The organism is Pseudomonadota bacterium, assembly GCA_026388255.1.
In the GTDB taxonomy this organism is placed as follows: domain Bacteria; phylum Desulfobacterota; class Syntrophorhabdia; order Syntrophorhabdales; family Syntrophorhabdaceae; genus JAPLKB01.
Map to the genome: position 1 here is coordinate 1 of JAPLKC010000092.1, position 23,326 is coordinate 23,326.

The 23,326-nt window shown below is 42.7% G+C and carries 19 protein-coding genes; 10 read left to right on the forward strand and 9 right to left on the reverse strand.

The genetic code is table 11. From position 1 onward, the window contains the following. Nucleotides 1-338: 338 nt before the first annotated feature. The 6 genes from NT178_13870 to NT178_13895 all read right to left on the reverse strand — a co-directional run bounded on the left by NT178_13870 (nucleotide 339) and on the right by NT178_13895 (nucleotide 5,345). Entirely contained in the window at nucleotides 339-1,169 is an 831-nt protein-coding gene (locus tag NT178_13870; GenBank protein MCX5813614.1) for a uridine kinase, read from the reverse strand. A 60-nt stretch (nucleotides 1,170-1,229) separates the two neighbouring features. After that, nucleotides 1,230-1,460, reverse strand: a complete 231-nt coding sequence (locus tag NT178_13875) for a hypothetical protein (protein MCX5813615.1) — start codon at nucleotides 1,458-1,460, stop codon at nucleotides 1,230-1,232. Between the two features lie 143 nt (nucleotides 1,461-1,603). Next, nucleotides 1,604-2,713, reverse strand: a complete 1,110-nt coding sequence (locus NT178_13880; protein ID MCX5813616.1) for an ABC transporter ATP-binding protein — start codon at nucleotides 2,711-2,713, stop codon at nucleotides 1,604-1,606. A gap of 66 nt (nucleotides 2,714-2,779) precedes the next feature. Then, a complete protein-coding gene (locus tag NT178_13885) occupies nucleotides 2,780-3,478 on the reverse strand; it encodes an ABC transporter permease (protein ID MCX5813617.1) in 699 nt (232 codons plus the stop codon). A 136-nt stretch (nucleotides 3,479-3,614) separates the two neighbouring features. Further along, complete coding sequence (locus NT178_13890; protein MCX5813618.1) at nucleotides 3,615-4,463, reverse strand: substrate-binding domain-containing protein; 849 nt, start codon at nucleotides 4,461-4,463, stop codon at nucleotides 3,615-3,617. A gap of 24 nt (nucleotides 4,464-4,487) precedes the next feature. Next, nucleotides 4,488-5,345 carry a substrate-binding domain-containing protein gene (locus NT178_13895; GenBank protein MCX5813619.1) on the reverse strand — a complete coding sequence of 286 codons (858 nt, stop codon included), beginning with the start codon at nucleotides 5,343-5,345 and terminating at the stop codon, nucleotides 4,488-4,490. A gap of 231 nt (nucleotides 5,346-5,576) precedes the next feature. On the opposite strand from NT178_13895, the gene NT178_13900 reads away from it, so the two are divergent. Together NT178_13900 and NT178_13905 are read left to right on the forward strand one after the other, a co-directional pair. Next, a complete protein-coding gene (locus NT178_13900) occupies nucleotides 5,577-6,449 on the forward strand; it encodes a helix-turn-helix domain-containing protein (GenBank protein MCX5813620.1) in 873 nt (290 codons plus the stop codon). A 66-nt stretch (nucleotides 6,450-6,515) separates the two neighbouring features. Then, nucleotides 6,516-7,367: a 50S ribosomal protein L11 methyltransferase gene (locus NT178_13905; GenBank protein MCX5813621.1), complete on the forward strand. Its 852-nt coding sequence runs from the start codon at nucleotides 6,516-6,518 to the stop codon at nucleotides 7,365-7,367. On the opposite strand, the gene NT178_13910 is transcribed toward NT178_13905, so the two are convergent. Both NT178_13910 and NT178_13915 read right to left on the reverse strand, forming a co-directional pair. Next, the gene (locus NT178_13910) at nucleotides 7,364-8,350 is read right to left on the reverse strand and encodes a hypothetical protein (protein ID MCX5813622.1); all 987 of its coding nucleotides are present in this window, start codon (nucleotides 8,348-8,350) and stop codon (nucleotides 7,364-7,366) included. The two genes, NT178_13905 and NT178_13910, sit on opposite strands and share 4 nt — an antisense overlap. Before the next feature lie 74 nt (nucleotides 8,351-8,424). Next, nucleotides 8,425-9,405, reverse strand: coding sequence for an MBL fold metallo-hydrolase (locus NT178_13915; GenBank protein ID MCX5813623.1), 981 nt, complete (start codon nucleotides 9,403-9,405; stop codon nucleotides 8,425-8,427). A 94-nt stretch (nucleotides 9,406-9,499) separates the two neighbouring features. On the opposite strand from NT178_13915, the gene NT178_13920 reads away from it, so the two are divergent. The 5 genes from NT178_13920 to NT178_13940 are packed head-to-tail and all read left to right on the forward strand — an operon-like array spanning nucleotide 9,500 to nucleotide 13,958. After that, on the forward strand, nucleotides 9,500-9,733 hold the full coding sequence (locus tag NT178_13920) for a hypothetical protein (GenBank protein ID MCX5813624.1): 234 nt from the start codon (nucleotides 9,500-9,502) through the stop codon (nucleotides 9,731-9,733). Further along, the gene (locus NT178_13925) at nucleotides 9,726-10,943 is read left to right on the forward strand and encodes an efflux RND transporter periplasmic adaptor subunit (GenBank protein MCX5813625.1); all 1,218 of its coding nucleotides are present in this window, start codon (nucleotides 9,726-9,728) and stop codon (nucleotides 10,941-10,943) included. The genes NT178_13920 and NT178_13925 overlap by 8 nt, the downstream gene beginning before the upstream one ends. Continuing rightward, entirely contained in the window at nucleotides 10,944-11,633 is a 690-nt protein-coding gene (locus NT178_13930) for an ABC transporter ATP-binding protein (protein ID MCX5813626.1), read from the forward strand. After that, on the forward strand, nucleotides 11,633-12,790 hold the full coding sequence (locus NT178_13935) for an ABC transporter permease (GenBank protein MCX5813627.1): 1,158 nt from the start codon (nucleotides 11,633-11,635) through the stop codon (nucleotides 12,788-12,790). Before NT178_13930 ends, NT178_13935 begins: the two co-directional genes overlap by 1 nt. A 1-nt stretch (nucleotide 12,791) precedes the next feature. Further along, nucleotides 12,792-13,958 (forward strand): ABC transporter permease, encoded by a 1,167-nt coding sequence (locus tag NT178_13940; protein MCX5813628.1) that lies wholly within the window; start codon nucleotides 12,792-12,794, stop codon nucleotides 13,956-13,958. Nucleotides 13,959-14,050: 92 nt separating this feature from the next. On the opposite strand, the gene NT178_13945 is transcribed toward NT178_13940, so the two are convergent. Then, nucleotides 14,051-16,606: a sodium-translocating pyrophosphatase gene (locus NT178_13945; GenBank protein ID MCX5813629.1), complete on the reverse strand. Its 2,556-nt coding sequence runs from the start codon at nucleotides 16,604-16,606 to the stop codon at nucleotides 14,051-14,053. An 869-nt stretch (nucleotides 16,607-17,475) separates the two neighbouring features. Here NT178_13945 and NT178_13950 point away from each other — a divergent pair. The 3 genes from NT178_13950 (at nucleotide 17,476) to rlmD (ending at nucleotide 23,261) form a co-directional block, all read left to right on the forward strand. Next, the gene (locus NT178_13950) at nucleotides 17,476-19,311 is read left to right on the forward strand and encodes a YgiQ family radical SAM protein (protein ID MCX5813630.1); all 1,836 of its coding nucleotides are present in this window, start codon (nucleotides 17,476-17,478) and stop codon (nucleotides 19,309-19,311) included. Nucleotides 19,312-19,650: 339 nt separating this feature from the next. Then, the gene (locus NT178_13955; GenBank protein ID MCX5813631.1) at nucleotides 19,651-21,879 is read left to right on the forward strand and encodes a PAS domain S-box protein; all 2,229 of its coding nucleotides are present in this window, start codon (nucleotides 19,651-19,653) and stop codon (nucleotides 21,877-21,879) included. Next, on the forward strand, nucleotides 21,879-23,261 hold the full coding sequence (gene rlmD, locus NT178_13960; protein ID MCX5813632.1) for a 23S rRNA (uracil(1939)-C(5))-methyltransferase RlmD: 1,383 nt from the start codon (nucleotides 21,879-21,881) through the stop codon (nucleotides 23,259-23,261). The genes NT178_13955 and rlmD overlap by 1 nt, the downstream gene beginning before the upstream one ends. Nucleotides 23,262-23,326 lie beyond the last annotated feature (65 nt).

Here is a 23,326-nt window from a genome sequence, read left to right on the forward strand (position 1 = left end):
CAGGATTAAGACCGCCTTCGGCTTTACAAAAAATATAAGCCTCGGGCTGAATTATTACAATACCTGGACAGTTCGACCGGTTCCATCAGCCACTAATAGAAATGGTAACGCGTCTACGGAACATTTGGGGCAGGTGGATTTCCTCTTCACGTTCTAAAGGCAATGCTCCGGATATATTCAGTTAAAAAAAGGGGGGCATTCACCCCCCCTTTTTTTTATTTTATAGCCCTATATTCAATCGAATTAAATCTCCTGCGGAAGCTCTCCAATGAACTACCCCGCAGCAGAGCTTCGAGGAATCTATTGATTCAAATAAACAGGGAGCCAAACATTATATTTTACTCTTTAAAGATAATTGTCCCCACACGTTCCCCGTTCAGGGCTCGTGTTATGTTCCCTTCCTCCAGACCGTTGATGATCTGAAGTTCGGTAAGGACCTCACTGTTCTGGAGAATTTCAAGGCATGGACGTTCAATGATAAGATCTTCCAAATCCTTATCCATCAAGGTCCTTGCGCCAATTTCAGGGATAAATTCAACCTGGGGATTCTTCTTTGGGTCATCCGTGTATAGACCTTTCTCATCTTTAACAAAGATACATTTACGGGCGCCAATCAGATTTGCCATAAGCAGTGTACCTACATCCGTGCGATGAACAGGGATACGTCCTTTAACCGGAGGCAATGCGAAGTAGTCATAGGGGGGCATACCGTGCATAACCGGAATGCACCCCTGTGCAAAATAATTGGTAAGTTTGACAATCTCATCGTGACCGATTTTTATTCCGCCGTGTTGTGCAAGAAGCATTGAAACAAGCAGCGCGTTTTGTTCGGATATGGAACTTCCGAATTTTGCCAGAATACCCGTCGGCATACCAAGCTCAAGACCAATCGTGTAAATATGACGACTTCTCGTGCCGCCACCGGTTGTAATGAGCATCTTATGATTCTTGCTGTTCTCAATAATTTCATGAATAATCGCAGGAAGTGCCTTGGCGCCCCTATCGCAGATAGATTGACCGCCAATCTTGAGGACATTCACATCCGGGAAAAGCCTCGCCTGTGGAGCTATTTCCAATTCCTCAACAAAAGCTTTACCTACAAGGCTTTCACCCATGAGCTTACTCTTGATATGCAGACGGCGACCGTCCCGTTCTCTTATAAGGGTCATATCAAACCTCTATATTCCAATTTATTTGCTGCTGCATCCCTTTTGATACTGTATTTATGTTCAGGCTTCAACCTCCACTTTATCCGCATCCTCTTTGTACTTTTTGTCTCCATGTGAAAGCAGCACAAGCTCCGCTCCAACTGACTGAGCAATCTGTTCGAGTTCGCTTCTCCTGAGATGTTTTCCGTAAATTTTCACGTTCACATCTGCTACGGCAACCAGTTTGAATCTTGGTTGTTTCTTCCCTTCCTCCAACTTTTCTCTTTCTCTGTAAAATATTTTTCCTGCCATTTGCTCATACCTCCTCATTTTGTTTCTAAAGCTTGTATTTTCCCTTCACAACATAAGTTCACGGGAAAATCCCGCAATCTTCATTATAAACAAAGTATAGCACGCTATCCGTAAACCGTCAATTCAACCTGTGCCTGTACCGGTTACGCAGTATGCGCTTCTCTTTTTGCTATTACATGTATAGCTGTGGCTTTAAATGATGCCGTTACCTCTTGCCCCTCCTGTAGAGCAAGCCTCCTGCTTGAATCGTTTGTGACATAGGCTACCAGAGGAAAACCACAATCAAGATGTATCTTTTGGTATGGACCGAGGAGAGTAACCTTTAACACTGTTCCTGAAAAAATATTCCTTAAACTTGTCGATCCTCGAACAGAATTATGAGAGATAACAACATGCTCCGGCCTTATACAAAGGATCACACGCTCTCCGGCATTCGCATCGCTAACAGCTTCAATACTGTGTCCTGCAACGGATATCGTAACAATGCCATCCTTTTTTCCGGCAACTGTTCCATCAAGTGTTGTCTCTACCCCTACAAAAGAAGCAACAAACTCACTGGCCGGATAATTCATGATTTCTGTTGGTGGACCTATCTGGAGTATTTGCCCTTCCCTCATTACCGCAATGCGATGAGAAAGCCGAAGCGCTTCCATGCGATCATGGGTAACAAATATGGTTGTAACCTTCGATTTTTTTAATACCTGTTCCATATCCTCTACCAGGGACTCCCGTGTGGGTGGATCAAGAGCCGAAAAAGGCTCGTCAAGAAGAAGTATTTCCGGGCTTGTAGCAAATGCCCTTGCAAGGCTTGTCCGCTGTGCCTCCCCGCCTGAAAGGGTCCTGGCAGAACGGTCGCTGAGGTGCTCGATGCCGAAGCGCTGGAGATTTTCCATAACTATTTCTTCAATTTCCGATCCTTTGACGCCCCTGAATTTAAGACCGGCTGCAACGTTATTGAAAACGGTTGTATCAAAAAGAAGAGGTTCCTGAAACACCATGGCAAGCTTTCGGCGGTACACGTTCAAAGGATATTCCATGCCTACCTGTTTGCCTCTGAAATATATTTCACCTTTGAAGGGCTTCAGTAAATAGCACAGGGTTTGAAGAAGGGTGGTTTTTCCTGCACCATTAGGCCCGATGAGGGATATAACCTCACCATCCTTTACAACAAATGATGGGGTGTCGAGGATAAGTGCATTTCCTCTTTCAACCTTAATATTACGTCCTTCAAGTATGTGTGTATTTTTATCCATGTTAATAGTCTTTCAATCCTCAATTCTACATTCTAAATCCTACATCCTACATTCTAAATTCTAAATTCACCTCGGCCTTTCTCTCTGCTGAACATACGTTAAAATAATATTTATAAAATACGCCAGGGCAAGCAATATTATACTCAATGCAATAGCTATATCAAAATTCCCCTTACTCGTTTCCATTACCGTAGCTGTTGTAAGGACGCGGGTATAACCCTTGATGTTTCCACCAACCATTATCGAAGCGCCGACTTCTGAAATCACGCCGCCGAATCCTGCCATAACTGCTGCCAGCAAAGAGAGCTTTGCCTCTTTAATAAGCATCCAGACCATTTGAAGCCTGTTTGCCCCAAGGGCAAGTATCTGAAGCCTCATTTTTTTCGGAAGCTGTTGCATGGCAGCAACAGTAATGCCCATTACTATCGGGGTAGCAATAACCGACTGTGCAATAATAATCGCCAACGGGGTATAAAGGAGCCCCAGAAAACCCAGGGGGCCGCTCCTCCACAAAAAAATCGAAACAAAAAGGCCGACCACAACCGGCGGCAGTCCCATCGCAGTATTTATAAGACTCACTACAATTTTTTTCCCCGGAAATCGTGTAAGAGCAACAACAGTACCAATTGATATGCCGATAAACAGACTGATTATTGTGGCAATGCCGGAGACCTTGAGAGACAGGAAGGTAATCTCCAGCACTTCACGATCCATGGTAAAGAGCAGTAGAATTGCCTTCTTAATCCCTTCAAAAATCAAGTCCATCTTTACCTCTGTTACAAAAAAAACTTGCTTTACCCTGCAGTGGACTGCATGATAAAGCAAGTTTAACTGTAAATCAAATATTATTCTATTGCTTTTTTATCTTATGAGTCCATCCTGAAAGCATAGGCCTTTGCGCTTACTTCCCCAGATCCTCCACCTTTTTATCGGCATCAGGAAAGAATAATGCTGACCCGAATTTTTCAACGCCAAAGGTTTTTATAATGTCCTGCACCTCTTTTGATACCATAAAATCTGCAAACGCCCTGGCGCCGGCAGTATTCACCTTAGGCCATTTTGAGGAATTAACCTCGATTACATGGTATATATTGAGCAGGACAGCATCCCCTTCGGCCAGAATGTCAAGAGAAAGTTTTTTCTTTAATGCCAGGTAAGTTCCACGGTCGGCAAGGGTATATGCTGCTTTTTCTGAAGCAACGTTCAGCGTCTGACCCATACCGAGACCTGTTTGCTGATACCACTTCTCGCCCTCACCCTTAATGCCTGCCGCCTTCCAGATCTCCTTTTCCTTTGAGTTGGTTCCAGAATTATCGCCCCTTGACATGAAAAGACTTTTTGTGGAAGCTATTTTTTTGAAAACATCTATAGTGGATTTCATGCCTTTGATCTTTGCAGGGTCTGAAGACGGCCCCACAACAATAAAGTCATTATGCATGACAAGTCGCCTGTTAACTCCATATCCTTCTTTCACAAACTTCTGCTCGGCAGCAGGAGAATGCACAAGCAGCACATCGGCCTCTCCTTTCTGGCCCATTGCCATAGCCTGGCCTGAACCGACAGCAATAGTCTTCACAAAATAGCCTGTCTTCTTTTCAAAAACTGGCAAAAGCACATCCAGAAGACCTGAATCCTGCGTACTCGTAGTGGTAGCCATAATGACATTCTTCTCTATTGCCTGAACAGGTGAAAGACCGGACAATAAAAATACTGCCAATACAACTAAAGATAAACTTACCAACTTTTTCATAACTCTTGCTCCTTTATAATAATATTATTTTTTTAACCCTTGAGCATCCTTCCATTCCTTTGAATTCGGGAAGAAAAGCGGGCTGCCGTATTTATCTTTACCGAAGTCCCTGATAATAGCCTGACCTTTGTCCGTCGCTGTGAGCCATTGGACAAAAATTGCTACATCCTTATCGTTTACATTAGGAAATTTCTTCGGATTTACAGGGATCAGAGAGATGTAATTTAAAAGGACTTCATCACCTTCCACGAGCACAACAAGCTTGATTGTGTCCTTAATCGAAAGAAATGTTGCCCTGTCGATGACCGTATATGCGCTCTTCTGGTCTGTATAACGAAGTGTGGGCACGTTCCCCTCTGCGCCTTTTTCATAAACAATATACCATGCGCCCGCAGGCTTTATGCCTGCCTTCTCCCATAATGCCATCTCCGCTATATACGTTCCCGATTTATCTCCCCTGGTAATAAATGCTGCGCCTTTTGCAGAAACCTGCTTCAGGGCTTCCGTAGCCTGCTTCATTCCCCTGATGCCGGCAGGGTCGTCCTTGGGGCCTACAATAACAAAATCGTTATACATGAGGTCTATCCTCTGGGTTCCAAATCCCTCCTGTATAAATTTCTCTTCAAGAGACCTGGCATGAACCATTACCAGGTCAATATTACCCTTACGTGCCATGTCCAGAGCTGCACCTGTGCCTGCTCCAACGTGGCGTACCCTTATATCTTTCTCTTTTTCAAACTGATCTTCCAGAATACCGACAATACCTGAATCAATAGGGCCTATAGTGCTTGACAAAAGGATAAATTTACTGCCTTCGGCCCTGCTTAAGTTCGAAATAAACAACAAGCTGAAAAACAAAATTGTATAAAACCAACGATTCATAGTTTATCCTCCTCGGGCAAGCTTAAAATATGAATTCAATTAATAAGAATAATGAATTTATCTGCATTAATCAAGACAATGATGTAATCTTGACACCAATTATTACTATCAATTACCATATATAACAATTATACCATACACTTACCAATCTGAACTTAGCCGACATAATATTAATGTCAACACAGGTATTTTAAATTTGATAATATCCTTTCTTTCAGTTATAATGCATATATGGAGATCATATCCGCCAGAGACCTGTCAAAATATTTAAAAATAAACGAGAAAAAAATTTATAAGCTTGTCCAGGAATCAAAGCTGCCCCACATTAAAATTGGCGGCAAAATAGCATTCACCAAAGAGATGATTGACAAATGGATATTGGAGAGCGCTGCAAGGGAAGAAAATATCTTTATAGCAGGTAGTGATGATATCCTCCTCCGGAGGATTATTGACGTATATAACAGCAAAAACCATTCCACAATCTACTATGCACCTGTCGGGAGCATAAATGGACTGAAAGTATTAAAAAAGGGCGCTGCCACCATGTCCTGCGTCCATATTCTGGATATAGAAAAAAAGGAATACAATACTTCATATATAGACAGATACCTTTCCGGGGACGACTATACGGTAATCCAAATGTTCTTCAGGGAACAGGGTCTTTATCTCCAGAAAAATAATCCGAAGGGGATAAGCTCCATCGAAGACATCGCCGCCAAAGGGGCGGCATTCGTAAATAGAAACCAGGGCTCCGGAACAAGGCTGCTTTTCGACTTTTTGCTCCGTGAAAAGAAGATTGACCCTTCAGATATCAAGGGTTACGACAACGAAGTAGAGTCGCACCTGCAGGCAGGTTTGAATGTTATAAAGGGTAATTCAGACGTTTCTTTCGGTGTTATACATTTAGCGCATATGCTCGGTTTGAATTTTATACCACTTTTCAAGGAAAGGTTTGATATGGTTATACCGAAAGAACACTTTCATAGCGCCTATGTGAAGAGCTTTCTTGCGTTCTTTGAACAACCTGTCCTGTTAACCCATATAAAAGATTTTACCGGCTATGACGCATCCAGAATGGGCAGCATACTCCATCCCAATGTATGAAGAAATAAAGCAAAAACTCAACGACCTCTTCACTGCAAAACTTATCGGCATGGATGACAAATATTTGTGAAATCCGTACAAAAAACATTTAAAACACGGGTGGACATCCTGGTAGAAAAAGGGGCAGACGAGCTGCTCCCCGAGGAAATATACGGTCTTTTATCAAACTCCGGTATCTGGATTGAAGAAAAAGGCAATGATATTGTTATAAAATCCTATCCGAATAATATTGAAACATACCTTGAATACCTTCAAAAGCTGAAAATCAACATTAAACAAATCGACATTCACAAAGAAGAAGAGCAGGACTATGCCGGCCTGACCAAAAAATATTTTCGTCCAATAAGGATTGACGACATAACCATCCTGGCCCCCTGGAATAAACAAAAAACAAATGGGAAATCCATCGTCATCGAACCGGGTATGGCATTTGGAACAGGCCGGCATGAATCAACAAGGATCATGATGAAACTGATGAAATATGCGGTCATGGAGGACAAAAGCGTCCTTGATCTCGGGTGCGGCTCAGGGATACTTTCTCTATATGCTGTCCTTCTCGGTGCAAAAAAAGTCATTGCTATAGACAATGATCCTGACACTGTATTTTCTGCGAAAAAGAATATCATTATTAACAATACTGACAAAATATCCCTTGCCTGCGCAGATCTTCAGCATGTCTCGGGGACATACGATATTGTACTGGCAAACCTCGACATAAGGACATTTACCCGTTACTCAGAAAAAATAAAGGGATTTGTAAAAAACGGCGGGTGCATTATCATCTCCGGCATATTGGGAAAGGAAAGCAGAAAGTTGATCCCGCTTTTTAATCCGTTTTTGCTCATGCAAACAGAGAAGAAAAATGCCTGGTGCGGGTTTGTATATAAAATTAATGGTAACAGGCAACAGTTCTTTTAAGAGGAAAGCTCTTTCAGCAGTTCCATGGCCTTTTTGGCTTCAGGGATGTTCAGGCTGCCCAGGCCGCAGCTTGTCGTTAAGAGCCAGTCCTTGCTTTCAGACTTCAGACCAAGTCCCTTCATAAGCTCTGCGAACCTGTTCATAAGTTTTACAATATCCTCTATTGATACATTCAATACTTCCTCTGACGAAGGCACAAAACCAGGGGATATCCATCCGCCTCTTTTCAGAAACTTTGTCAGGTCATCCTTAAAATAAAATATCGTCTCCAAAAAGTTGTAGGCGTCATAGTTTACAATATCGACATTCGCATTAAACAGCACGGACCAGTCCGTATTTCCGCAGCAGTGAACGCCCATTTTTGCCTCAACCCCTTCCAGGGTCTCGTTCAGAAGGGAGATCGTCTCTTCCTTTGATATAGAAACATAGGCAGAACCGAAAGAAACCATATAGGGCTCGTCAAAAAAAATGATTACATCCTTTTCAGGATATATAGCCTTGATGGCACTGACCATCCATTTAGCCTTCATGTTCAAAGCCTTTTTAATGATATCAAAAAAACCGTGGTTGTATATAACAGGCTTACCTTTTTCATCCTTCAGGCCAAGCCCCATGCTGAATGGTCCTGTCAATTGCCCTTTAATTAAGCTGAACCTGCCCTGTATATCTTTGAGCCTCTCCAAAAACCTGTAAAAACCGGGGGCTACCTTGTCCGAAACCCGAAAAGCTTCAAGGTTTCCACTGTAATAATCTTCATAGAACTGCTCTATGCCCTTTGTCTCTTCCGTATTAATAAAAACTGTATCGTTATTTTCATCAATGACAATGCACGGCACTGATTCAAGAAAAGTAGTGTACATATTCTCCGCTTGAGATCTTTTGGGCAGTTGCGGCCAAAAAGGTATCTCCGGACATGCAAAAAAGATTACATCAATTGCCTCATCTATGTCTGTAAAAGGGAAGCTTCCTATTCCGGTAATCATTTTTCACCTTAGCATTATTTTTGCATTTTATTAACACAGGAAAAGCGTCATGTAAAGCGGATTACAACCTTCTTCTATAATTCAACCTGCATACCGTCATATGCAATGTCTATTATGAGTGGAGATGTTTCTGTATAAATTCTCAGATACCGCCTTGTATCCTCCAAAAATTCATCCAGTTTTTCATCATCGAAAGTAGGCTCGTTATGATAGATGCACAAATGCTTTACACCGGCTTTTACGCTCAGTTCTACAGCTATGATATTATTCGAATGACCCCAGTTTTCCTTTGCAGAAATCGCATCCAGCAAGGAATACTGAGCATCAAAAATAAGCATATCGGCATCTTTGAAGAAATTAATAAAAGCGTACTCTTCATCATAGGCATCTTCCTTATGCTCTGAATCAGTCGAGTAGACAATACTTTTACTGTCTTTTTCGAATCTGTAGCCATAGGAATCACCCGGATGGTTCTGCTTTATACCTTTCACAGTAAAGCCTGCGATCTCATAATCCTTATTCTCTTCCAGCATAGTAAATTTTATATCTGCACTCAATAATTTAAGAGGTATCGGAAAAAAAGGATATCCCTGTTGTGTTACAAACGCCTGCTCCAGCTCTTTATGAAATCCGTAAATATTAACACGGTTTCCTGGAATAAAGGCAGGAGTAAAAAAGGGGAATCCCTGTATATGATCCCAGTGGAGGTGCGATATAAAAATATTGAATACGTTAGTTTTGTTCTGTCTTCCTTGAGAGGAAGATTTTAAAACATAATTTCCGAAGTCTCTCAACCCTGTTCCGGCATCACAGAGTATATACTCTTCTCCACCATCTATTTCCATGCATGAGGTATTGCTGCCGTAGCTGCCGATTGCAGAAAAGGGAAGACTTTTGTTGATAAGCCCTTTATAAACGAACTTCTCAACCTCCTCGTCTGTACGCAGACTTATGCTGCTTGATGCTTTGATGGCACTGAATATTTTTTTTCTGATTACTTCCGATGTGTAAGAAGCAGGCAACGAACCCCGTGTCCCCCAAAAATATACCCTCACTTACCCCTCCTAAAAACGATATAGATCAAATATCCCCTTTTTTGTTGTCACTTTCAATATGAATAAGGTAAATTATCCATAATTAATAAACAAAATGCTACAAAAATATATACAATCATCCAATATCTTTATAGCATTAGTTTTTGGAGAAGCATACAGGCACAGTATGCCTCTGCTTCAATTCTCCGGAGTAAGCGCCTGCGCAACAACGTGTGGACGCGAAAAGTCAGATTTGACATTGAATCTTACGCATGTCACAGGAACGGATGTCCCGGGTGCAGGACCGGCAAAGACAAATCCGTATAGAAGGAGTAATATAGATGGCTGATGAAGATCTTTCAAAGTTGAAGATAGACAAGTCTCAGCCTGTCATGCGGCAGGGATCGCATAAGAAATTGTTTTATTGGACAGCAACGGCATTCGTTGTTTTAATGGCCCTGCTCCTCTATGTGAAGGGGATATTCACCCTGGCCATTCAGGTTGATGTTGCAACTGTATCACAAGTTTACCCATCTCAGACCTTTACCTTATTGAATGCCAGCGGTTATGTTGTGCCGCAGCGAAAAGCCGCAGTAGCATCCAAAATAACCGGCAAGATTGTATCTCTTCTTGTCGAGGAAGGGAGCAAGGTCAGGAACGGAGAAATCATTGCAAGGCTTGAAAACGATGATACTATTGCTTTGGAGAAACAGGCTGCTGCCAATCTTGAGGTTGCACGTTCAAATCTTGAACAGACTAAGGCAGAGCTCAACGATGCAGGCATCAATTTTAACCGTGAGAAGAACCTTTTGGAAAAGGAGTTCACTACAAAGGCATCCTATGATACGGCAGAAGCACGTTATAAAAAGGCTATGGCTGCAGTTGGCGGCGGAGAGGCTTCCGTGAAAGCATATACTGCAGGGCTCGAAAATGCACGGGTAATACTTGGCTATACCTTGATACGCGCCCCCTTTGACGCCATTGTGCTGACAAAGAACGCCGACATCGGCGATATTATAACCCCTTTGGGGGCTGCCGCAAATGCAAAGGCTGCTGTTGTAACAATAGCAGATATGAATTCGCTTCAGGTAGAAGCCGATGTTTCCGAGTCCAACCTTCAAAAAATCAGTGTGGACCAGCCTTGTGAAATCCAGCTTGATGCCCTTCCGGATTCGAGGTTCCGGGGGATTATTCACATGATCGTCCCTACTGCCGACAGGAGCAAGGCAACAGTAATGGTAAAGGTTCGCTTTATAGACAAGGATGCCCGTATCCTCCCGGAAATGAGCGCAAAGGTTGCCTTCCTCTCAAAACCGGTTGGGGCCGGCGATGAGAAACCAAGAACACTCATTGGAAACAAGGCTATTCTTGATCGCAGCAGCAAGAAAACGGTCTTTCTCGTTAAAGGGGATCGTGTTTTGCAGACCGTTGTAACCATCAGTGGAGCCTTCGGTGAAATGAGCGAGGTTACAAGCGGGGTGAAGGCAGGGGATAAAGTAGTGATAAATCCCCCGGAAAAACTCAGGAATGGCTCAAAGATAAAGGTTGTAGAGAGATAGATGAACGATGCTGTGCCTATTGTAGAGGTAATTAATCTCAATAAATCATATCACCGCGGGAACCAGACAATAACGGTACTGAGCGATATCACATTCGACATTCGTGAAGGAGAATTCCTCGCGCTCATGGGACCGTCAGGTTCGGGCAAGTCCACGCTTTTAAATCTCATCGCCGGAATCGACAAGGCAGACAGCGGCATAATCCGGGTAGGCGGCATAGATATTACAACATTGTCCGAGACTGAACTTGCAAAATGGCGCGGGGTTCATGTCGGGTTTGTATTCCAGTTCTACAACCTGATCCCTGTTCTCACCGCTTTTGACAATGTAGAACTGCCGTTGCTTCTGACAAATCTTCCAAAAAAAGCCCGAAGAGAACATGTCGAGATGGCGCTCAAGATAGTAAATCTTGCCGACCGCATGGACCACTATCCCGGTCAGCTTTCAGGGGGGCAGCAGCAGCGTGTAGCTATTGCGAGGGCTATAATTACCGACCCGACAATCCTTGTAGCCGATGAGCCTACCGGAGACCTGGATCGTGTATCGGCAGAAGAGATCATGGCATTAATGGAGCGCCTCAACATTGAATCAGGCAAGACAATCATAATGGTTACCCACGATCCCCGTGCAGCAGGAAAGGCGCGCTTATTAAAACATCTCGACAAGGGTGTTCTGAACAATAATCCATAATGTACATCATTAAGCTGCTCATCAAGAATGCCTTCCGTCACAAACTTCGAACCTGTCTCACTGTTTTGAGTGTTGCCATTGCAATTCTATCCTTCGGTCTTTTGCGAACGGTCATTGACGCATGGTATGCCGGGGTTCAGGCATCGTCCGCAAGCAGGCTTGTTACAAGACATGCTGTATCGATAATTCTAACTCTCCCGATTTCTTACAAAGAGAAAATCCGCCAGATAGAAGGGGTAAAGCTTGTATCATATGGAATCTGGTTTGGCGGTTTTTATATTGAAGAGAAGAATTTTTTTGCGAATTTTGCTGTTGAGCCTAAAACCTTCCTTGAACAATATCCTGAATATATATTCAAGCCCGACGAAAAAGCGGCATTTCTCCGTGACAAAAAAGCATTCGCGGCAGGGGCAAAACTCGTGAAAAAATACGGCTGGAAGATAGGGGATATAGTAACCCTTAAAGGGACTATATATCCGGGTAATTGGGAGTTTGTTCTGCGCGGTATATACAAAGGAAGGGATAAAAATACCGACGACAGCCAGTTTTTCTTTCATTTTGATTATCTGAACGAGATACTTAAAAAAACCGTGCCTGCCAGGGCAGACCGGGTAGGCCACTATGTAATTGAAGTAACAAGTCCTGATCTTGTTGCAGATGTCGCCACAAGGGTGGATAAAACCTTTTATAATTCCATTGCCGAAACGCTGACAGAAACCGAAAAGGCCTTTCAACTGGGTTTTGTCTCCATGTCTGATGCGATTATTACCGCCTTGAGACTCGTTACATTCATCGTAATTGTGATTATTCTTGCAGTAGTGGCAAATACTATTAATATGACGGCCCGTGAACGTATCGGTGAATACTCGGTATTCAAGACACTCGGGTTCGGGGGCTGGCGCATTGCAGGGTTGCTCTTTGGCGAGTCCTTTATTATAACCATGATGGGATGCACGGCGGGCATCATTCTGACATTTCCGGCTGCAAGGACATTTGCGAATACTGTAGGCTCTTACTTCCCTACGTTTAATGTCACTATGGATACAATACTTCTGGATATTACATTCTCTATACTTGTCGGCATACTCGCATCCGTTATCCCCACCTGGCGCAGCATAAAGACCCCTATTGCCGATGGTTTACGGAGGATCGGGTAAGATGTTTATCCCCTTTTCATACAGCGCAAAGAACTTGCTGACACGCAAGGTCACTACTATACTGACTGCTTCGGGCATGGCGCTTGTGGTGTTTGTCTTTACCACAATTCTGATGATGGCCCATGGTCTTGAAAAAACGCTTGTAGACACAGGTTCTTATGACAATGGTGTGGTAATACGCAAGGGTTCAGGTGCAGAGATGATGAGCTGGGTTTCGCGTTCACAGGCCTCGATAGTCGAGTCAGACCCACAGGTGGCCATTGGAATAGACGGAAAACCGCTCTTTGCAAAGGAGCTGAATGTGCTCATTTCGCTCCCCAAGAAGGGCGACAATAAACAGTCAAATGTGACGATAAGAGGGGTCGGGGATGCATCTCTGAAGCTGCGCCCTCAGGTTCAGCTTGTAGAAGGACACATGCCCAAACCGGGTTCTTCTGAGGTTGCGGCAGGTTGGAGCGTAGCAAAACGTTTTCAAGGAATCAATGTAGGCGAGAGACTCAGATTCGGTATGCGTGAATGGACAATTGTGGGCATATTTGATGCAGGGAATACAGGGTATAATTCCGAAATATGGGGCGATAACGACCAGCTTATGCAGGCATTCCGAAGGCCGGTATATTCATCTCTTGTCTTCAAGTTGCAGGATTCCTCTGAATTTGGAAAACTTAAGGAACGGATTGAAAAAGACCCCCGCATGAACCATGAAGTAAAAAGAGAAACGAAATATTATGCTGATCAGTCGGAGATAATGGCAAAGTTCCTGCGCATCCTCGGGATGTCTTTGACTGTGATGTTCTCCCTTGGGGCAGTTATCGGCGCCATGATTACAATGTATGCATCAGTGGCAAGCAGGGTTGCAGAAATAGGCACTATGCGAGCTTTAGGTTTTCAAAGGAGAAGCATCCTGGGCGCCTTTCTTTTGGAATCATTGCTTCTCAGTCTCGCAGGAGGTCTCGCAGGGCTCTTTTTTGCTTCATTTTTACAGTTCTTTACTATATCCACTATGAACTTCCAGACATTCTCCGAGCTTGCCTTTAACTTTTCCCTTAATTTTAATATTGCTTTCAAGTCCCTCGTGTTTTCTTTGATCATGGGTTTTATCGGCGGGGCGCTTCCTGCCTTAAGGGCATCGCGGATGAATATCGTGGATGCATTGAGGCAGGCTTAATATAGAATTTATGGTAGGGCATAACGGGAAGATAAAAAATAAAGCCCAACAGATAAACCTGTTGGGCTTTATTTTTTGACCTCTATAGAGTATTATTCTTCTGACTCAACCAATTCACCGGTCTCACGCTTGCTCTGATAAATAGCCCAGCCTAAAGTAGCTACACACACAACAATAACAATAACACTGATGATGCGCGCCGAGCCGAGCTCTTCCTGTGCTACCCTCGGGGCAATTAAGTTATACTTGAGCACCAAACCAAGTGTCAGCAAGCTGACCATATTCATAACCTTTATTAATGGGTTGATTGCAGGACCGGCTGTATCTTTTAATGGGTCACCGACGGTGTCGCCTGTGACAGCGGCTTTATGAGCTTCTGAACCCTTACCGCCATACACACCGTCTTCGATCATCTTCTTGGCGTTATCCCATGCACCACCTGCGTTTGCCATAAAAACTGCGAGTAACTGACCAACAAGGATCATACCGCCCAAAAATCCGCCCAGTGCATATGGGCCGAGCAGGAATCCCACCAGCAAAGGCGTCACTATGGCAAGAAGTCCCGGACCGATCAATTCTTTTTGTGCAGTCTGTGTGCAAATATTAACAACACGACCGTAATCGGGTTTCTTGGTGCCATTCCATATATCAGGATCGTGGAATTGAATACGGCATTCTTTGACAATCCAGTATGCAGCTCGGCCCACGGCACGGATCAACATCCCGCTGAAGAGGAATGGAACTGCACCGCCAAGGAGAAATCCGATGAAAACCGTCGGGTCTGCAACAGTTATCTTTCCGGCTTCAATAACATACTGCGATATAGTCATTAAGTGAATTTTTTCTTCACTGCCGACTGCTATGACGGCAATAAAGCTTGAGAACAATGAGACCGCTGCGATAACAGCAGAACCGATTGCAATACCCTTTGTTTCAGCTTTCGTAGTATTTCCTACAGCATCGAGATCGGCAAGTATCTGACGGGCACGTTTGTAACTGCCCGGTCTCTCTTTCTCCATCTCTTCTTTGTTGTATCCCATTTCACCAATACCGTTAGCATTGTCAGCCACGGGACCGAATACGTCCATAGAAATTGTATTGCCTGTCAGGGTTAACATACCGATACCGGTCATTGCAACACCATATGCAATAAAGAGAGGAGGTGTTCCGGTATATGTCAGAACTGAAAGAAAAATTGCAACAGCAATGACGACAATGGCTGCAACAGTGCTCTCATATCCCACTGCAAATCCCTGTATGATGTTTGTAGCATGTCCTGTCTGACAGGCTTTTGCTAAGCTTTTTACCGGTGAATAACTTGTGTGTGTATAATAACTGGTAACCTTGTTCAATCCAACAGCAAGAAAAATACCAATCAGGCATGTAATTGCCGGGCGCATATCCAATCCGGCGATGCCAAAATTTGCAAACCATCCAAGCAAAGAAGGATCACCCTTAGGAAAACCGGCTAATGATGTCGGATTACCGATCAAATAAGCCGCATCAAAATTTAAATAGTAATACCCGATTATAACAAACCCGATAATACTTATAATTGAACCGATCCAGAATCCACGATGAACACTTTTCAACGCCGTGTCTGATGTATCGTCAGCGCCTGCTTTAACGGTATATGTACTGATAATGGAGCCAAGCACGCCTATGCCGCGTACAAGAAGCGGGAATATAACACCCTTGTGACCAAAGGTTGCCATACCGAGGATCATTGCAGCAACAATAGTTACTTCATAGCTTTCGAAAATGTCTGCGGCCATACCGGCACAGTCACCGACGTTATCACCGACGTTGTCGGCAATAGTTGCGGCATTGCGTGGATCATCTTCGGGGATATCTTTTTCAATCTTTCCAACAAGATCAGCGCCGACATCCGCAGCCTTTGTATAAATACCACCGCCGACTCTCATGAACAAAGCAAGGAGTGTGCCGCCGAATCCGAATCCCAGGAGGGCTTCATATGCCTGTTCACCGTACATTATAAAAATCATGGTTCCACCAAGGAGACCCAGTCCATCTGTGAGCATACCTGTTATGGTTCCTGTTCTGTATCCAAGCTGAAGGGCTTCTCCATAACTGTGTTTTGCCGCTGCTGCAACACGGAGGTTGCCTTCTGTTGCCAGGCGCATACCGACAAAACCAACCAATCCACTGAACAGTGCACCGATAAAGAATGCACCGGCACGGCCCCAACGAAAGAGATCTACCGTACCCATGTAAGTTAAAAATAACAAAATAGTAATAATAATGATCAATGGTCCGATCTTTTTAAACTGTGCCGAGAGATATGCATTTGCTCCTTCACGTACTGCGGCAGCAATATCCTGCATTTGCTTTGTACCCTGGTCTGCTCTCCTGACTTGTTTAACAAGCATGGCAGCATACAACAAGCCGGCGATTGCAATAAAAAGTACAGCAATAAGTCCATAAACTTCGATAGGTTTGAAACGGGGATCGCTGAAAAGCGAAAATAGTTTGAAGGCTGGTTCATGAGATGCAGGCGCTTCGGCCTGTGTGAAACAGGTGCCAGGTAAAAAAACATACGCTCCTGCAAAGAATATCATCATAGCGATGAGATAATTTCGCCGGCATGTCTCCGAAAAATGCTTAAATATTTTCTGTAAAGCCCTCATTTTAAATGACCTCCCTCATAAATTATGGATATTTTTTTGTCAATGACTTTACTATATCAAATAAACTCTGACAATGTATTTATTTAGTGCCCATACATCATGATAATAATTTTCTCATTTACTTCTGAATTATAATTCAATCTTTATTCTTAACAAGAATTTATCTATCATTTGTGAAATATAACTCAATCATTTTTACATGTCAAACAAATATTTAACATTTTCTTATCTATTATAATAAAATATGATAAGAGAAACATAATGCATGAAACTTAAAGCTTTTTATTGAAAACCAGTTCATGTTTTTTCAGAAATACGGTTGTATCAGGTGGATGATATAACTATATTGCAAAGACATAATAAAAATGGATACTTAACCTTTAATTGGAAAGTACTAAAACCAACAATTCTTCAACCATCTTACCCAATATTAATATTGTACACAATTAATATAGTATATTTATACAGATAGAAGTTCTCTGGCTCACAATTGCCAGGTTTCCGGTCAAATGAACTTCCCCACAGCAGAGCTGCGAAGAATCAGCGGAATGAGTATCATGATTATTCCCCCTCACCCTACCCTCTCCCACGAGGGGCGAGGGAATATGGTTCCCCCGAGGCAGAGCTGCGAGGAATCTATTGATTGAAAATAAAGTTCGTTACCAGACACCCCCCCCCGACAGCCACAGATTCACAATTTTGTCAATATGTATATTCGGACACCAAGGTTGCCGATATTCATGAGTACAGCGCTGGCTTCCATGATAGTAGCGATGAATAAGGTCCTTGACTGTCCATTGGCTGCCCGAAACAGGTATTGATTCATTATTTCAGAATCTTTCCTTCACATATTCTGATAAAATAAGGTCATGCAAACTGATTTCTTACCCATATCGCAAGAGGATTTAAAAAAGAAGGGATGGAATGCACTTGATGTAATTATCGTTACCGGCGATGCCTACGTTGATCACCCCTCTTATGGGGCTGCCATAATAGGGAGAACGCTGGAAGGGGAAGGGTTTAAGGTAGGCATCATCCCACAGCCTGACTGGAGGCGCATTGATGATTTTAAAAAGCTGGGGAAACCACGCCTTTTTTTCGGCATAACTGCCGGCAATATGGATTCCATGGTAGCCAATTACACAGCCGGTAAAAGAACGAGAAAAAAAGACGATTATTCTCCCGGAGGCAAACCGGGCCTGCGTCCTGACAGGACTACCATTGTCTATACAAACAGGATAAGGGAGGCCTTCAGCGATGTACCAGTCGTAATAGGAGGTATAGAGGCAAGCTTGAGAAGGTTTGCCCATTATGACTGGTGGGATGATTCTGTAAGAAGGTCAATCCTGTTGGATTCAAGGGCGGATATCCTGGTTTATGGTATGGGAGAAATGCAGGTTGTTGAAATTGCACAACGGTTGCTTCAGAACAAAGACCTTGCAGGGATACGAGGAACAGCTATAGTCGGCAAAAGCCCGGGAGGCGGGGAGCAAGGGGCAGCGATCAATGACAAAAGGCAAATTAATAATGCCATAATTTTGCCGGAAGGCAGCATAGAAATACCATCTTATGAAGAAGTAAGGAAAGATAAAACCAGGTTCAATGAGGCATTCAAGATAATTTATACAAACCAGGATCCTTTCAAAGGAAAAGTGCTGGCACAGAAGCATGATACACGTTACGTAATACAATATCCCCCGTCCTTGCCCTTCTCTGCCGGGCAGCTCGACAAAATTTACGAGCTTCCCTATATGCGGAGTTGGCATCCTGTCTATATCAAAAGTGGCGGTGTCCCGGGGTTTGAAACCGTGAAATTTTCCATTATCTCCCACAGAGGATGCTGTGGGGAATGCTCCTTCTGCTCGTTATACATGCATCAGGGAAGGATAATACAGTCAAGAAGCAAAGGATCAATCCTGAATGAAGCAAGATTAATATCTGAAAGACCTGAATTTAAGGGTACAATTACCGATATAGGAGGGCCCACAGCCAATCTTTATCATGCATATTGTACACTGTGGAAGCATACAGGCGCTTGTCAGTACAAACACTGCCTTATACCTGAAAAATGCAAGAACCTGAAGCCGGGGTACAGGGAGGGCATGGAATTATACAGCAGGATTCTTGCGCTGAGAAAGGTAAAGCATGCTTTCATTGAAAGCGGTATAAGATATGATCTGCTCATTGACAAAGATTCATTGGAATATCTTACATACCTCTGTAAACATCATATAAGCGGGCAAATGAAGGTTGCTCCCGAACATTCGGCAGACCATGTCCTGAAGATTATGAATAAACCGACCTTCGATGTTTATGAGAAATTCGTCACTAAATACAATGAGATAAATAAAAAGCTGAATAAAAAGCAGTATCTCGTCAATTATCTTATCAGCTCTCATCCTGGCTCAACACTCGAAGATACACTGTCGCTCGCCCTTTATCTTATGAAAAGGAACATCCATCCTGAACAGATACAGGATTTCACTCCCCTGCCACTTACATTGTCAGGCACAATGTTTTATACCGAAATGCACCCTTTTACCTATGAGCATGTATATGTTCCAAAAACTTTCCGGGAGAGAACGATGCATCGGGCACTGATACAATACGGAAACCGTAAAAACAGGGAGATAATCAGGGAAGCTCTTAAAATCATGCATAAAGAATATCTCCTCAAACAGTTTGTTGAGAATGAGAAGCCCTGAGCCCATAATACTAATTTTATAAAACAAGATTGAAACAGGCAGGATGGGGAACAGCGATGAAACTACAAGGGAATATGTTTCAAGTAAGGATTATTTACATAAACAATCTCGTTGCAGATATGCATGGATTTGATGTAAAATAAACGAATAAATTATAATGCAATAATTTGTAAATTCACACGGGTAAACCCGTGTTTTATTAATATGAAAACAGGCTTTGTGTAATTAACGTAAGTGCTATTCATGGGAATATGCAAAATGACCGCAAGCAAGAAAGGAAGCTTCAGGTAGCTTTGCTGCCATAGTGGGCAAAAACTCCTTGTACATAGAGAAAGGGCCATGCAGGAAAAACATCCTCCACCATACGAAGATTTGACGCATCTTGTAGAACAAATGCGCAGACGTATAGCTGAACTTGAAAAATCGGAAACAGAACTCAAAAAAGTTGATGCAGAACTGCGGGAAACCGATAAGAAGTATAGAAATATCTATGAAAATGCTACAGAAGGTATATTTCAGACAACCTCAGGAGGACTTTTCATAACGGCAAATCCTTCTCTTGCCCATATCCACGGCTATGACTCACCTGATGATCTTGTAAATTCCGTTACCAATATCAACAGCCAATTGTATGTCCACCCTGAAGATCGTTTTGAATGGATGGCACTGATTGATAAATATGGTTCGGTTCAAAATTATGAAGTGGAAATGTACAGTAAAGATAAAAGCTTACACTGGATTTCAATGAACATAAAAGCAGTCAGAGATAATGCCGGCAATCTTCTGCATTACGAAGGCACAATGCAGGATATTACACAGAGAAAAAAAGCGGAAAAGGCCCTCATCGAAAGTGAGGAACGTTACAGGACTGCCATCGAACATTCAAATGATGGCATTACAATTATACAGGAAAACAAACATCTGTACGTAAACAGAAAATTTGTTGAAATGTTTGAATACGATAAACCCGAAGAAATTATCGGTATGTCTGTAACCTTTGTTGTTCATCCGGATGACCATGAACTGGTCATCGACATCAACAAGAGAAGACAGAGAGGGGAATCCGTGCCCTCAAGATACGAATTCAAGGGCATTACAAAGACCGGAAAAATAATTTATGTCGAGATTTCAGGAACCAGCACCACCTACGGCGCTCAGCCGGTCTACCTTATTTATTTGAGAGACATTACTGCACGCAAAAAAAACGAAGATGCATTGCGCACAGAGAGAAACAGGCTACTGTCTCTATCTGACAATGCGCCATTTGGCATAGCCATGATAGACAAAAAAGGTGTGTACAGGTATGTAAACCCTAAGTTTAAAGAGCTGTTCGGCTATGAGCTAAAGGATATTGCAAATGGGAAAGAATGGTTTAAGAGAGTTTTTCCGGATCTTCAATATAGAAAACAGGCCCTCCGAACATGGATTAATGATATTAAAAGCTCTAAACAGAGAGAAAAAATATCGAGGACTTTCGATGCCACATGTCAGGACCGGACGAAAAAAACAATTAATTTTTTCCTTGTACAGCTTATAACCGGAGATTATCTTGTCACGTTTGACGATATTACAGAGAGGATACAAGCGCACGAAGCCCTCATTAAATCTCATAAAGAATTAGAAAGCCTTAACAGGGCAAAAACAAAGGCTGTTCATCATATTTCTCATGAGCTTAAAACTCCGCTTGCAGTAATCCAGGGAACTATACGAATTTTAAAAAGAAAAGCGCAATTTATTTCTACTGACTACCGTGTTATAGAAACCCTTGAAAGAAATTTAGAACGCCTCTTCGCCATTTCAAACGAAACCGACGAGATATTCCGCGCGTCACAGGAGATAGAGGCATCTGTTTTACTTGATGACCTTGATCGCATTCTGCAACGTATGAAAGACATATCGGAAATACCGCCTGATGTACAGATTCACTGGAATGTTTTAAAAGAATGGACAGATCAATTTCTACCGACCATAATAGAAGACTTCCAATCTATCGACCTTTTATCGTTTGTCCGGTTAATACTGGAAAAAATAAAACAAGCAGCAAACCACAGACATATACATTACAGCCTTGAAGGGGTAAATAATCTCTTTATCACAATAAATCCGGTTGTTTTAAAAGAAATATGCGAAGGCATCATTAAGAATGCAATTGAAAACACTCCTGAAATGGGTGTGATTCGAATTGACCTTGAGCAGAAAGATGACCGCATATGGATTCATGTTACAGATTCAGGCATCGGCATTACCGATGAGAATCAAAAATATATTCTCGATGGCCTCTTTCATACAAAAGAAACTGACTTGTATACATCTAAAAAACCCTACGATTTCGGTGCTGGTGGAAAGGGTTTTGAACTTCTCCGCATTAAGACATACGCGCGGCGTTTTGGTTTTGATATAACCTTTAAAAGCAAAAGATGCGAACATATCCCGACCGATCTCGATGTATGCCCTGGCAGCATATCCCTTTGTCGTAAATGTAAAACCACGGAAGAGTGCAATTTTTCGGGAGGAACAACATTTTCCGTTTCATTTCCGATTAAACCTGCAGAACATTTTGTTCATTGATGTATAAAACCGTGGACAATCAGTTCATAACGACAGAAATAATTGACATTGCACTTCCAAATAATTACGGTGTAGCAAAGACAGACGGGCTCGTTGTTTTTGTACCCGAAGCCGTTATCGGCGATAGGGTAAAGGTAAGAATTCTCAGGAAAGAAAAGAAGGTTGCCTATGGAGAAATTCTTGAAATAGTTGCACCCTCCCCTTTCAGGGTTATGCCCCGATGCCCGCACTTTGGTCCCTGCGGCGGCTGTACTTTTCAAAGCCTCGCCTATGAAAAACAGCTTGATCTTAAAGAAAATTATCTGTTACAGACGCTCAAAAGGATCGGCGGGTTGGACATGAAAAATATCAGGATTTTTCCTATTTTTCCATCACCCGATACATATTTCTACAGAAATAAACTTGAACTTGCCTTCGGGGAAAGAGAAGGCATTATTACCATGGGGTTGCGGGAAAGGGTCTCGCCCTTTAAAAACTATAAAGGGAACGTTGTCCCAATCGAAAGGTGCTTAATCACAAATCCGGTTACAGAAAAAATTATCCCGTTTTTTACAGCTTTTGCCCAAAAGCATGGCCTTGCAGCCTACAACACCTTTACCGGCAAAGGGTCTCTCAGACACCTTATCCTCAGGGAATCCAAAACCAGCGGCGAATTGATGGCTGTCCTTGAAACAACAGAAGGCATTATGCCGGACTTATTCCCTCTATGGCAGTCTTTGGTCACCCTTTTTCCGGAGGCAAAAAGCTTTTACAGGATAATAAACAACAGACCCGGAGACGATTTTCACACTGGAAAATTAAACCATATTGCCGGAAAAACTTATATCGAAGAGACACTTAACGGCTTCAAATTCAGAGTTTTCCCGGAATCCTTTTTTCAGCCTAATACAAGAGCCGCTGAAATTCTATATAGAAAGATAATTGAGCTTACCGGTCTTAAAACAGACGAAAAGCTCCTGGGCCTGTATTGCGGTGCAGGCCCGATTGAAATCTCACTCTCAGGATACACGAAAGAGGTAATCGGCATTGATTCATTACATACAAACATTATAAATGCTAAGGAGAATTGCAGACTTAATAACGTGAAAAACTGTCTCTTCTATGCAGGAAAGGTTGAGGCAATTTTGGGTAAAATCAACCTTGATAAAATTGATCTGCTCATTGTGGACCCTCCCAGGGGAGGTATCAGCAAGGAAGGACTGAAACATATCTTTCGGATAGATCCAAAAAAAATAGGATATGTATCCTGCAATCCGTCCACACTGGCACGGGATTTAAAAGATATCTTAATGCACGGTTACAGTATAACCGACATAGCGCCTTTCGACTTTTTTCCTCATACTCCCCATATTGAGACGTTTGTTGCAATGCACCGTTCATGAGTTTCTTTACTTTTTCAGCGATTCTGATAAAATTCACAGTACAGTTGAGCATATTGCAAAAAGCT